The following is a 12,015-nucleotide window of genomic DNA, read 5'->3' on the forward strand; positions in this document are numbered from 1 at the left end:
ACGGCCAGTCTGGGTGCCGCCCAATATCGCGCCAAAATTGGCGGAAAACTGCGGGTTCGGGTGGGGGATTTGCCCTGTCCTGCGCCAAAGGTGTCAACGTTCTGCGGACGCTAGAATCGGGGGCGGGCCATGTCAACCAGCGGGCTTGACCGGATGCTGGCTGAAGCTGCCGGCGACAGCGCTGCACGGCCGCTCCACGGCATGCCGAGCGCCGAGCAGCTCGATCTGCTGCGCGACGAGAAGGGAAATCTGCCCCGCGACGTGTTCCAGCTGGCACGCAAGCGCGGGCGGCCGGAAGGCGCCCGCAACAAGCGTGATCAGGATCTGGCGAAGTACATCGTCCAGGAGTTCGGCGACCCGGTAAATGCCCTCGGCAACGTCATGGCGATGGATTGGCAGAGCCTGCGCGACCTGTGGGTGGCAGCGCAGCGCAGCGAGGACAAATCGAAGCCAGTGCGCATCCGCGATGTGGCCGAATTCTGGCTGAAGTGCGTCCAGGAGCTGATGGACCGGGTGCACGGCAAGGCCGTCCAGCGCCTCGAAGTCGACGGCAAGGTCGATGGGTTCATCTTTGCGCCGCAACTGCTGCCCAAGGGCGCGGTTTCCGATGCCGCGCTGACGGAATTCATGGGCCGGATGAAGGGTGTGGTCCATGCCGACGATATCCGGCTGCTGGAAGCCGAAATCGAGGATGCCCGCATCGAGCCGGTGGCCCCGGATAGCGGCGAATGAGCGCGGCAGCGGCCTTGAGCGAGGACGGCGAGAGCAATGTCCTGACGATGGAGCCGGTTGGCCCGATCGCGGACCGCTTCATCAATGATACCAAGCTGATTTCGGCGATCATGGGGCCTTACGGTTCGGCCAAGACGACGAGCTGCTTCCAGAAGATCATCAACGCGGCGCTGTGGCAGAAGCCGATGCAGGACGGCGTGCGCCGGATCGCGGTGTGCTGCGTGCGCGCAACCTATTCCCAGCTTGCCACCAACGTGATGCAGGACTGGTTCCGCTGGTTTCCCCAAACCAAGGCCAATTGGAACGGCGAGCTGAACCGGCACGTGGTGCGGCGCATGGTGATCGGCATCGGCGAGATCGAGATCACGATGTGGTTCCGCGCGATGGGCGACCTGAAGGCCGAAGAGGTCTTCAAGGGCATGTCGCTGACCGTGCTGTGGCTCAACGAGGTCGATACGCTCGATCCTTCGGTGATCCGCTTCGGCCTGCCCCGCGTGGGCCGCTATCACGGCTCCGTGCATGGCTGGAACGGGGTGATTGCCGACTTCAACGCGCCTGACGTGGACAACTGGACCTATGACCTGCTGGTTGAGGGCAATCTGGGCATTCCCGATGACATGGTGGATGGTTTCCAGCAGCAATTCGGCGACGATTTCGGGATCAATTTTCACCGGCAGCCCGGCGGGCTTAGTCCCCAGGCCGAAAACCTCAAGAACCTGCGCAAGGGTTACTATCAGGGCATGATGCTCACGATGTCGGAGAACGACATCCGACGCTTCATTCACAACGAATTCGGCGCGGTGCGCGCCGGGCAGCCGGTCTATCCTGAATTCAACGACCGGATGCACATGGCGGAGGGTGCGCTTCAGCCCCTGCCTGACTTGCCGATCCATTTCGGCATCGACGGCGGGCGAACCCCCGCGATCGTGTTTGCGCAAGAGGATATGGGCCAGCTTCGGGTGCTGGACGAGCTGGTGATCTTCGATCCGGCGAAGAACAACGAACTGACCCGCATGGGGCCGACCGCTTTCGGCGAGCTGGCCCGCGAATTCGTGAGCACCGCCTATCCGCGGGCGACGCTGGGCAAGGGGTTTTTCGATCCGGCGGCGGAATGGGGCGAGTATGACGACGAGGGCACGTGGATCGAAATTTTCCTGCGTGCCTTTGGCGGCAGCGCCAAGCCCGGCGGGGAGCCGGGGAACCGGATCGAGCCGCGCCTTGAGGCTGTGCGGGCGCGCCTGAATGCATCGCCGGGCGGGCGGCCCGGCCTGTTGGTGAGCACAACGGCGCGGATGCTGCGGCGCGGCTTCAACAACGGCTACGTGATCGAGCGCATCCAGACATCGGCCGGTGGCCGCTTCCGCGATCTGCCGACCAAGAACGACTTCAGCCATGTGCAGGATGCTCTGCAATACCTGTGCCTTGGCCTCTCCAGGAAGGCTCGCGTGGTTTCCGAAATGGATGACCGCCGCGACGCGCGGCAGCGGACGGGTGGACAGGTTTCTTACTCGAAAAACGTGGCGCAGCTGCGCGGCCGCGAAAGGAGAGCGTGATGGCGTTTTTGGCGGCAATCGTTCCGGCCCTTCTTGCAACGGCGGCGACAGTGGGTGTGTCGAAGGCGCTTTCCGGCGGTGGGCAGCAGCAGCAGGCGCCGCAGGTGGCGACGCGCAACGACGCGCTCGAGCGCGCGGCGGCGGCGGATAGCCTGGCGCGGCGCACGGGTGCGCGCGGGCAGAAAAAGACGCCCGTGGGCGGGGCCGAAGCCTCGACCGGGCCGAAGACGAGTTTGCTGGGGCGTTCGGCCTGAAGGCCCCGATTTGACGGCGAAGGAACACGACGATGGCACGGCTGAAGACAGTGACGGATGGCGAGAATGCAACGCAAGCCCCTGACGACGTGGCGGGCGCAGCGGCACCGGATGCCGCGCCGCCGGCCGAAGCTGCGGCGGAAGAAGCTCCGGCCGGCGAAAGTGCCGCCGAACCCGTGAGCGAGGATGGTGTCTCGACTTCGCTCGACACGAACGGAGAGGCTGCTCCCGATCCCGCTCCGATCGACGATCCGGTGGTGCTGCTGACCGGCGAAGTCGAGGCCGCAAAGTCCGCGCTCGATGCGGCGCAGGCGGAGTATCTGGCGCAGAGCGACAAGCTGGCGGCGGCGAATGCCACGAATGCCAGCCTTCAGGACGAGCTGAAGGACCGCGATGCGCAAATCCTGGCGCTTACCGCGACGATCGCGCAGCGCGATGCGCAGATTGCCGTGCTGGGCGCTGCACCGCCGCCCCCCGTGGAAGAAGCGACCGTCAAGCTGCCCAAGCTGGGCAAGGTGCTGAAGCTGCCGGAAGATCACGGCTTCGCCAAATGGGCAGATGTGCTGGAATACCTTGATGCCGGCGCACTGGCAGTGATGGTTCTGGCCGATGACAACGGCGTGGTGCAGCCCTTCGCCCCGGTGGTGGGCGGCAAAGCGCTGTTCACGGCGCAGGCCGGCTCGCTGCTCTATGGCGGCATGATCCAGCTCGAACCCGAAATGGATCAGGTGACGCTGCGCTTTGCGGTGCTGCTCGATGCCGGGGGCAAAGTGCTTTCGGTGTGCCGGCTCGGCGCGCTGCTGATCGGCGGCGGCGGGCTTTCCGCGATGATCCCCGGCAACAATCTGCGGTTCAACTTCGGCTGAGGGGCGTGATGGAGGAGTCTGGCGCTCCTCCACCATTGCGCGACGGTTTCAGGAAAGGGTGGCCATGTACAGCGGCGAGGCGATCATCAAGCGGCAGGACCGGATGGCGGCGGGACAGACCGCGATCCGCGAGCTGCGGCAGGAAGTAGCCGAATTGATCCTGCCGCGCATGGCGAAGTTCTATTGCCTGGGCCAGTACGGCGATGTGCAGCGTAGCATCGTTACCGCCGTGTTCGACGAATATGCCCAGCAGAAATTCGAGGAAGGCGTCTCGATCGCGATGGGCCTTTCCAACCCTTCGGGCCAGATTTGGCAGCGCTGGACGCTGGACGACGATGACCTGATGAAGCTTCAGCATGTGGCGCTGTGGGTGGAGAGCAAGAACCGCCTGCTCCAGCAGCTGCGCAGCGACCCGAAATCGGGCTTTACCGACCATCTTGGCGAAGGCTGGGCGAGCCTGCTGGCCTTTGCCATGCAATCGAGCTGGGTAGACATCAGGCGCGACATCATGGGCCGCCCGATCGGGTTTTCCTACCAGAGCGAGTTCATCGGCCAGATCTATGTGGAAGAGAACGCCGAAGGGCTGCCGATCCGCACGCACAACAAATTCACCCTGACGGCCCGCCAGGCATGGGACAAGTGGGGGCCGGAAAGCCCCGAAGTGGTGAAACGCCATATCAGCAAGCAGGGCGGCACCGGGGACGACGAGAAGGTGGAATTCATCCACGCGATCTATCCGAACACCGAATATGATCCCGACCGGATCGATCATCTGGGCAAGCCCTGGCGCGGGTGCCTTGTGGCGGTGGAAGGCAAGGAACTGTTCAAGGACGGTGGCTACGTCGCCGCCCCGCGCGTGGTGAGCCGCTTCGCCAAGGGCCTCAACGGACCCTATGGCCACTGCGCCGCGTTTCAGGTGCTCCCCTCTGTCCGCCAGTGCGAGATGATGATGGTGGACATGACCGAAACCGCCGAACAGAAGGCGGGGCCGACGATGCTGGCGCATGACGACATGCTGGATTACGGCATCCGCTATGCCCCGCGCGAAGTGATCATGGGCGGGCTTGGCAGCCGCTATGAAGAGCGGATCAAGGCGCTGTTCAACCCGGCCGACAACACCGAAGCCGAGCGGCTGCTGGAGCTGCGGCACAGCTACATCGACCGCGCGTTCTATGCCCACCTGCTGCAAATCAACCAGGACCTGAAAAGCCATGTGACCGATGGCCAGATCATGGAGCGCAAGGCCGATGCCGGCGTGCTGCTGACCCCGCTGGCGCGACAGGAGAACGAATGGTTCTCTCCCGAGCTGGACCGCGAGCTGGCGCTGATGGACGAGCTGGGCCTGATGGACGACGAACCCGGCGAAGTGCGCGAGGCGCGCGAAGCGGGCATGGGGATCAAGGCGGTCTATGACAATGGCGTCACCAGATCGCAGGGCGCGGCCGGCGTGGGCGCGCTGCTCGACATGGAGCGCTTCTTCGCGCCGACCTTCCAGAACGATCCCGAGACTTACCAGACCTACAAGCAATACTTCCCGTTCGAGAAGCGGCTGAAGTTCGTGGCGGAAAACACATCGGTGCCAGTTTCGATCATGAGCACCGAAGATGAGCGCGCGGCGATCAAGCAGCAGCACGATCAGCAGAACCAGGAGCAACAGTTCCTGGCCGCCGTGCCGGAGCTGGCGAAGGCATCGAAGGACCTGGCCGGGGCGGTGCCTCCCAATGTCGCCTGACTACGGCGAGAGCCCGGACCTGATCGAGCTGCGCGCGAAAATGGCCGCATCGCGCAGCAAGCGGCGCAGCCTGCCCGGCATGGGCGGAATCCAGCGACGCAGGGCGCTGCGTGAAGTGCACGAGGCCTATCGCGAGCTGTTCTATCCGGACGGAGCCACGCTTTCGCGCGCAGGCGCAATCGTACTTGACGATTTAGCGCAGGCGGCCGGGCTGGGCGCGGCCTCTGCCCTGACCGATCATGCTGAACTGTGCGTGCTGGAGGGCAAGCGGCGGCTGATGCTGCACTTGCTGGCGCGCTTCCGCCTCATCCCGGCCGAGAAAGCCAAATCCCTGCAAACTGAACTGGAGAACCAACGATGAGTGACGTTGACCCCATCGCCGCCCCCAATGGATCTGGCGCCGATCCGGCCCCGGCTGCCGATCCCGCGCCTGCTTCTCCGCTGGGCCGGGCGGACCCGGCCCCGGCTGCCGATCCCGCTGCCGATCCCGGCGCGAAGGCGTGGATGGACAGCCTGCCCGATGACCTGAAGGGCGACAAGACGCTGGCGCGGTTCAAATCGGTGGAGGAGCTGGCGGCGGGGCTGGTGGAGCGCCAGAAGATGCTGGGGAACCGCATCGAGCTGCCCAAGGCCGACGATCCCGACAGCTTCGAGCGCTTTGCTGCTGCCGTGCGGCCGGAGAAGGCGGAAGACTACAAGATCGAGGTTCCTGAAGGGCAGGATGCGACCTTTGCCGAATCGATGCGGCCGGTGTTCCACAAGGCCGGGCTGCATCCGGCGCAGGCGGAATTGCTGGTGGCGGCGAACAACGCCTATGTTGCCGAGCAGCAGGCTGCCTTGCAGGCGGCGGCGCAGCGCGAGCTGGCCGATCTGGAAGCGGGCATGGGCAAGGCGGAGTTCGCGGCCGCCAAGGCCGCGACGAATTCCTGGCTGACGCGCATGGGCATCCCGGTGAAGTTCGATACCGACCTCGCCCGCCTTGTCGGCGCGGGCAATTCGGTGCGCATCCTGTTCGATATCGCGCGGCGCACGGGCGAGATGGGCAAGGTGGATGATACCGAAATGGCCATGGCGCTGGGCACGATGACGCCGGAACAGGCCAAGGAGGCGGCGGCGAAGCTCCCGGCGGACAAGCTGCGCAACCCGAACAGCGCCGAGAGCAAGAAGCTGGACGAATATGCCAAGATCATCGCGGCGGGCACTTCGCGGCGCTGACACAAATCAGCTTGACTTTGTTATCGATTCGATAAACTTCTAGGGCGTTCCGATCGGGCTGAAGCACCCTGCCCCCCGGCCCGATCGGAACGTCCGGATACCCTGCCAGATGGCGGCCCCGGTGCTTCCCCGCAAAAGGTGCGGGCGTTCACGCGGCACGTGAGTCGCCAGTCCGGCCCGGCCCTGCGGCGACGCACGGGGCGATACCCCTGACGAAAATTTCGCATGTTGTGAAACTTTTGCCAGGAGAAAGACTGTGGCAGTTCCAGTTGAAAATTGGCCCGAGACCGATCGGACCATCGCCTATACCCTCAAGGTCACCAACGAGCTTAACCAGATTCCGGGGAAGTTCACCCAGCTGTTCGACGAGAGCAACAGCGGCCAGTGCAGCGGCACGATCAAGGTCCTCGAAGACCGCTTCGATATCATCAATCTCGAAACGCAGAACAACCGCGCCGACGACACCAACTATGTCGACATCGGCAACGTTCGCCGCGCGATCCGCAAGCGCAAGCCTGCCGATGCGGCGGTGCTGGTGGGACGCCATGACATTCAGGCAACCGATGTCAACATTGAGGCGGTGCCGCCCAAGAGCCTTGCCGATGCCGCGCGCCGGTATCACGACGATGCGTTCTTCGATCCGCTCGGCGGCTTCTACGGCAACGCCTATACCGGCGAATATGGCGCGACTGCGGTGCCCTTCACCCCCGGCAACATCATTCCGCATGGCGGTGCCGGTATCACCAAAGCCAAGCTGCAAGCGCTGATGAAGCTGTTCAACGACAACGACGTGGACACCGAGACCGAAGAGCCGATCCTGTTCATCGACAACCAGGGCGTGATCGACCTTCAGAACATCACCGAATTTGCCAACTGGGAATACAGTGAAGACCGCCCGCTGGCGCGCGGTGAATTCGCTGCCGGGCGCGGGTTCCTCGGCTTCCGCTACATCCGCTGCAACATGCTTTCGGCGCGCGCCTATCCTTCGGCTCCGGGCACGATCGTGCCGGCAGCCGGGCAGATTTCGCTGCCGGCGTTCGTGCCCAGCGGCCTCTACCGTGGCGTCTGGACCGAGTTCTTCTACCGCCAGGGCGAGAACCCCGGAAAGAAGCACCAGATGCAGCAGTATGCGGAAGCCTGCTCGGCGATCACTCGGGTCGATGAGAAGAAGTGCTTCCAGATGGTCTGCAACGGCCGGTGATCAATCTGACGGCCCTTCGGCAAGCTCAAGGTGAGCGCGCTTAGGGGCCGTCAAAAGCTTTCAGGAGAACGATCATGGCCGACCGTACCGGCAAATATATGACCAACGTGTACACGGGGACCAAGGCGCAGCAGGCCCCTGGCCACAGCAACAATGCAGGCATTCGGCGCAACCGCGAAGTGTTCCTGACCGACGACGGCGGCGCGAATGCCATCGGCACCACGCTGGTGATCGGTGCACTGCGCGGCGGCGATGTGCCTGACTGGGTGGATCTCACGGCGGGCACTGTTTCGATGGCGGGCGTGAGCTTTTCCGTGGGCACGCGCGCGAATGCCACCAAGTACAGCGCGGCGGTGGCAGGCCCGGCGGCGGGCGCAACCGTGCGCATCAAGCTGCTCGACTTCAACGATATCGGCCTCAACACCGTGCCGTTTTCGACCGAAGAACTGGTGCTGACCACCAGCGTTGCCGTGATCCCGGTGACCGCTGGCGGCAAGCTTCAGGTGGATACGTACTACAGCCATAAGTGAGCACACCCGCGCTCATTGGGCTGAAACTACGCCCGCCGCGTGCCGAGGTCTTCATCTCGGGCTGGACACGCGGCGGGTGCTTTCTTGGTGGGAGAGTGAAGCGTGGCTGATATCGTGACTTCGCAGACCCGCATCGCCAACCGTGCGCTGATCCTGCTGGGGACGGTGACGCGGATCATCTCGATCGATGATCGTGTGCCGCTGGCGCGCCAGCTGGCCGACCTGTGGCACGAAAGCCGCCGCGCCGCGATCGTGTGCCACCCGTGGAATTTCGCGCTGTTTCGCGCGCTGCTGAACGAGACGGGCGACGCGCCCGCTTTCGGCTATACCCGGCGCTTCAAGCTGCCTGCCGAGTGCATGCGCTGGTTGCCGCCGCCGCGCGACGACGATGCCTTCTTCGAGGGCGTGGAAGAGGGTGGCCATATCCTGACCAATGCCGCCGCACCGCTGCCGTTTCGCGGAATTCGCGACGTGGAAGACGTGGGGGCCTGGCCTGCACATTTTCAGGTGTTCATGGCCTATCAACTGGCGATGGACCTGGCCGACGCGGCAACGCAGTTTGCCAGCAAGGCGCAGGACATGGCGCAGATGCGCGAGGCCGCGCTGGAGGAGGCCAAGAAGCTGGACGGCCTGGCATCGGGCGAGCGCACGACGGGCAATGCCCGCTATCTTTCGCGCTGGAACCGGGCGCGGCGCGAACGGGCGTCGGGCAGCTATTTTGGGGGCAGCTATCCGGGCTGGGGGCGGTAAGGCGCGATGTCTCTCGTCACCCCGCTGCAATCCAACTTCACCGGCGGCGAGCTTTCGCCGTTCATGCTCGGCCGCGTGGACCACGAGGTGTGGAAGGTTTCCTCGCTTGAAGTGACCGGGTGGGTGCCGCGCCCGCAAGGCCCGCTAGAGGCCTGCCCCGGCTTTGAATACGTGGAGACGGCGGCGGGGCCCTGCCGCCTGATCCCGTTCGAGCCGTACCTCACGCAGGCCTACCAGATCGAAATGTCGGCGCTGAAGTTTCGCTTCTACACGAACGACGTGCGGATCGAGACGGTAGGCGTGCCGGTGGAGCTGGCGCATCCCTACACGCTGCCGCAGGTGAAGGCGCTGGATTACACGTTTTCTCCCGATGGGGACACGATGTGGTTCTGGCACCGCGACGTGGCCCCCAGGCAGCTTTTCCGCACCGGGGCAACATCGTTCACGCTGGTCGATTTCACCTTCAAGAACGGCCCCTATGAGGACCGCAATGCAGACAAGACGCTGACCGTGCAGGCCAGCGCGAGCAGCGGCACGGTGACGCTGGTGGCCAACCAGCCCCTGTTCGATCCGGGCGACGTGGGCGGCCTGTTTGAAATGGAGTTCATCGACCTTTCGACCATCCCGCACTGGATGGTGGGCATGACGGTGACGGCCGGGATGCGCGTGGTCAGTGTCAACGGCAAGGTCTATCAGCATAGCTCCGGCACCATCACGGGATCGGTTGCGCCGACGCACAACGAGGGCACGCAGTACGACGGGATCAATGGCAACGATGTGAATGCCAAAGGCCCCTATGGCTGCGCCTGGACCTATCTTTACAGCGCGATCGGGCGGCTGAAGATCACCGGCTATACCGACAGCACGCACGTGACGGCGACAGTCAGCCAAGACCTTGCATCGACCAATGCGACCTGGCGCTGGCGCTTTGGCGCGTTCAGCCCCAAGCGGGGCTGGCCGCAGCACGGCGCGATCATTCAGGACCGGCTGATCCTTTCCAAGGACAACGTGCGCTATGCGAGCCAGATCGGGCTGTATGACGACTTCGACCGCTTCAACGAAAACGGCGATATCGGCGACGATCAGGCGTTCATTTCCCCGCTGACCGACCCCAACGAAATCGCGTGGATGCAATCGGGCAACAACCTGTTCACCGGAGGCGCGCGCGAGGAAGGCGTGATGCAGCAGAGCAGCGCCGCACGCGGGATCGCACCGGGCAATGTGCGCAACACGGTGAATTCGCGGCGCGGCAGCGCCGTGGTGCGCCCGGTGGACATCGACGGGAAGCCGGTGTTCCTTCAGCGCAACCGGCGCAAGGTGCTGCGGGTGACCGATACGACTTACGAGCGGCTCGGCGTGGAGGACATGACCCGCTATGCCGACCACATCGGCAACAGCCCGATCGTGGAGATGGCCAAGCAAAGCGAGCCGATGCCGCTGCTGTGGAGCGTGCACGAGGACGGCATGCTGAAGGGCTGCCTGCTTATGCCGGAGGAGGCCATCCTTGGCTGGTTCAACCGGCCGCTGGGTGGCGGCATGCTGGCCCGTTCCATCTCCGCCTGCACCGCCCCCGATGGCACGCGCGAGGATCTGTGGATCGCGGCGGAAACGCCGGACGGCGCGTGGTTCGTGATGAAAATGGCGCCGTTCCGAAATGCCGGCGAATATGACGAAAACGGCATCATGTGTGACGCGGCGCTGACCTATGACGGGCCGCCGGCCAGCATCTTCACGGCGGCGCATCTGGCGGGCAAGGACGTGGAAATCATCGCCGATGGCGCGGTGCTGGGCACGTTCACGCTGGACGGCACGGGCACGGTGGACCTTTCGGGCTATGGCGACGACGGCGCGTTCAGCAAGGTGATGCTGGGCCAGCCCTTTGCCTGCCGCTGGCGTTCGCTGCCGGTGGAGGCGGGGGGCGACAATGGCCCGGCGATGTTCAAGATCGGCCGCACGGCCAAAGTGTGGCTGCGCGTGCAGAACAGCCTTGGCCTGCGCGTGACGGTGGACGGGGCGGCCAATTCGGCAAGGGATGTGGAGAGCCAGACGACGGACAGCCCAATGGACGTGGCGCTGCCATTTCTGACTCAAGACATCCCGCTGGATACCGGCGGCGATTACGACGGGCTCAACGTGATCGAGATCGAGCGCACGGCAGCCAAGCAATCGACCATTCTGGCGGTGATGCAGCAAGTGAAGAAGGCGGGCGGATGATCAAGGGGCGCGCCGTGAGCGGCGACATGCTGCGGGTGCCTTTCGAGGCGCGGCATCTGGGCATGATCGAGGTGCAGCCGGAGCAGGCGAACGACTGGCCGGACTGCGCGGCGCGCGACGCACGGGCACAGGCCTTTGCCGCCGAAGAGCATTGCTGGACCTTTGCTAATCCGGAACGTGACCGCGTGCTGGCCTGCTTTGGCATGGTGCGCAGCCATGCCGAATACCTGACGGCATGGGCGGTGATGAGCGAACTGGGCACGGCGCGGCTTGCCCATGTGACGCGCTGGTGCCGCGCCTATATCGCCAGCATGCCGGAGCGGCGCATCGATGTGACGGTGCGGCGCGGCTTCAAGCAAGGCCACCAGTGGGCGCGGCTGCTGGGGCTGGGCTTCGAGGGGTGGCATTACCGCTTCTGCCCCGACGGGGAGGACATGGCCGTGTACGCGCGGATCGACGGGAGGCCGGCATGAGCGCGGGATTGCTGGGTGCGGTGCAGCTGGTGGGCAGTGTCGCCGGGCCGATCATCGGTGGCATGGAGCAGAGCGGCACCTTGCGGGCGCAGGCGCGGATGGACCGCGAGAATGCGAACCGCACCGAATTTCAGGGCGAGCTGGACGCCTGGCAGACGGCGCGCGACGCGAGGCTGGCGCAGGGCGCTGGACTTGCCATGGCGGCGGCGGATGGCAACCCGGTGGGCACTGGCACGGTGGCCGATCTTGTCGAGCAGGCGGCGCTGGAGCGCGAGCTGGAGATTGCCAACTTGCGCAGCAAGGCACGGGGTGAGGCATACAACCTGCGGGTGCGCGCGGGGCAGGCCGACCGGCAGGCGCGGGGGGCGCTGGTGAAGGGCTTCCTTGGCGGCGCGGTGGGCTATGCCGCCACAAAATTCGACCAGCGAAACGGGCAGATGCAGCTTGAAATGAACAAGCGCAACAATGCCAGCATCCTGAACAGGAACGGGTGAC

At 64.8% G+C, this 12,015-nt stretch carries 13 protein-coding genes; all 13 read left to right on the plus strand.

What is annotated here, in order from left to right; genetic code table 11:
* Window positions 1-129 precede the first annotated feature (129 nt).
* Window positions 130-732: a hypothetical protein gene (locus ACODS2_RS06735; RefSeq protein WP_488998125.1), complete on the plus strand. Its 603-nt coding sequence runs from the start codon at window positions 130-132 to the stop codon at window positions 730-732.
* Entirely contained in the window at window positions 729-2,285 is a 1,557-nt protein-coding gene (locus ACODS2_RS06740; protein ID WP_488998126.1) for a hypothetical protein, read from the plus strand. Before ACODS2_RS06735 ends, ACODS2_RS06740 begins: the two co-directional genes overlap by 4 nt.
* Entirely contained in the window at window positions 2,285-2,539 is a 255-nt protein-coding gene (locus tag ACODS2_RS06745) for a hypothetical protein (protein WP_488998127.1), read from the plus strand. Before ACODS2_RS06740 ends, ACODS2_RS06745 begins: the two co-directional genes overlap by 1 nt.
* A gap of 32 nt (window positions 2,540-2,571) precedes the next feature.
* On the plus strand, window positions 2,572-3,405 hold the full coding sequence (locus ACODS2_RS06750; protein ID WP_488998128.1) for a hypothetical protein: 834 nt from the start codon (window positions 2,572-2,574) through the stop codon (window positions 3,403-3,405).
* Window positions 3,406-3,469: 64 nt separating this feature from the next.
* Window positions 3,470-5,137, plus strand: a complete 1,668-nt coding sequence (locus ACODS2_RS06755) for a portal protein (RefSeq protein WP_488998129.1) — start codon at window positions 3,470-3,472, stop codon at window positions 5,135-5,137.
* 40 nt (window positions 5,138-5,177) lie between these two features.
* Entirely contained in the window at window positions 5,178-5,498 is a 321-nt protein-coding gene (locus ACODS2_RS06760) for a Bbp19 family protein (protein WP_488998130.1), read from the plus strand.
* Window positions 5,495-6,352 (plus strand): hypothetical protein, encoded by an 858-nt coding sequence (locus ACODS2_RS06765; RefSeq protein WP_488998131.1) that lies wholly within the window; start codon window positions 5,495-5,497, stop codon window positions 6,350-6,352. Before ACODS2_RS06760 ends, ACODS2_RS06765 begins: the two co-directional genes overlap by 4 nt.
* A 256-nt stretch (window positions 6,353-6,608) precedes the next feature.
* The gene (locus tag ACODS2_RS06770) at window positions 6,609-7,553 is read left to right on the plus strand and encodes a phage capsid protein (protein WP_488998132.1); all 945 of its coding nucleotides are present in this window, start codon (window positions 6,609-6,611) and stop codon (window positions 7,551-7,553) included.
* A 74-nt stretch (window positions 7,554-7,627) separates the two neighbouring features.
* Complete coding sequence (locus ACODS2_RS06775) at window positions 7,628-8,083, plus strand: hypothetical protein (RefSeq protein WP_488998133.1); 456 nt, start codon at window positions 7,628-7,630, stop codon at window positions 8,081-8,083.
* 102 nt (window positions 8,084-8,185) lie between these two features.
* A complete protein-coding gene (locus ACODS2_RS06780; protein ID WP_488998134.1) occupies window positions 8,186-8,833 on the plus strand; it encodes a phage connector family protein in 648 nt (215 codons plus the stop codon).
* 6 nt (window positions 8,834-8,839) lie between these two features.
* Entirely contained in the window at window positions 8,840-11,047 is a 2,208-nt protein-coding gene (locus tag ACODS2_RS06785; protein ID WP_488998135.1) for a phage tail protein, read from the plus strand.
* Window positions 11,044-11,520, plus strand: a complete 477-nt coding sequence (locus tag ACODS2_RS06790; protein ID WP_488998136.1) for a hypothetical protein — start codon at window positions 11,044-11,046, stop codon at window positions 11,518-11,520. The genes ACODS2_RS06785 and ACODS2_RS06790 overlap by 4 nt, the downstream gene beginning before the upstream one ends.
* On the plus strand, window positions 11,517-12,014 hold the full coding sequence (locus tag ACODS2_RS06795; RefSeq protein ID WP_488998137.1) for a hypothetical protein: 498 nt from the start codon (window positions 11,517-11,519) through the stop codon (window positions 12,012-12,014). The genes ACODS2_RS06790 and ACODS2_RS06795 overlap by 4 nt, the downstream gene beginning before the upstream one ends.
* Window position 12,015: the final 1 nt, after the last annotated feature.

The sequence above is a fragment of the Novosphingobium sp. FG137 genome (assembly GCF_057809735.1).

Bases quoted from the DNA above. Each gene is read 5' to 3' on its own strand.
- ACODS2_RS06740 (WP_488998126.1), top strand. From the start codon at position 729: ATGAGCGCGGCAGCGGCCTTGAGCGAGGACGGCGAGAGCAATGTCCTG.
- ACODS2_RS06750 (WP_488998128.1), top strand. From the start codon at position 2,572: ATGGCACGGCTGAAGACAGTGACGGATGGCGAGAATGCAACGCAAGCC.
- ACODS2_RS06765 (WP_488998131.1), top strand. From the start codon at position 5,495: ATGAGTGACGTTGACCCCATCGCCGCCCCCAATGGATCTGGCGCCGAT.
- ACODS2_RS06760 (WP_488998130.1), top strand. From the start codon at position 5,178: ATGGCCGCATCGCGCAGCAAGCGGCGCAGCCTGCCCGGCATGGGCGGA.
- ACODS2_RS06795 (WP_488998137.1), top strand. From the start codon at position 11,517: ATGAGCGCGGGATTGCTGGGTGCGGTGCAGCTGGTGGGCAGTGTCGCC.
- ACODS2_RS06790 (WP_488998136.1), top strand. From the start codon at position 11,044: ATGATCAAGGGGCGCGCCGTGAGCGGCGACATGCTGCGGGTGCCTTTC.
- ACODS2_RS06785 (WP_488998135.1), top strand. From the start codon at position 8,840: ATGTCTCTCGTCACCCCGCTGCAATCCAACTTCACCGGCGGCGAGCTT.
- ACODS2_RS06755 (WP_488998129.1), top strand. From the start codon at position 3,470: ATGTACAGCGGCGAGGCGATCATCAAGCGGCAGGACCGGATGGCGGCG.
- ACODS2_RS06775 (WP_488998133.1), top strand. From the start codon at position 7,628: ATGGCCGACCGTACCGGCAAATATATGACCAACGTGTACACGGGGACC.
- ACODS2_RS06735 (WP_488998125.1), top strand. From the start codon at position 130: ATGTCAACCAGCGGGCTTGACCGGATGCTGGCTGAAGCTGCCGGCGAC.
- ACODS2_RS06745 (WP_488998127.1), top strand. From the start codon at position 2,285: ATGGCGTTTTTGGCGGCAATCGTTCCGGCCCTTCTTGCAACGGCGGCG.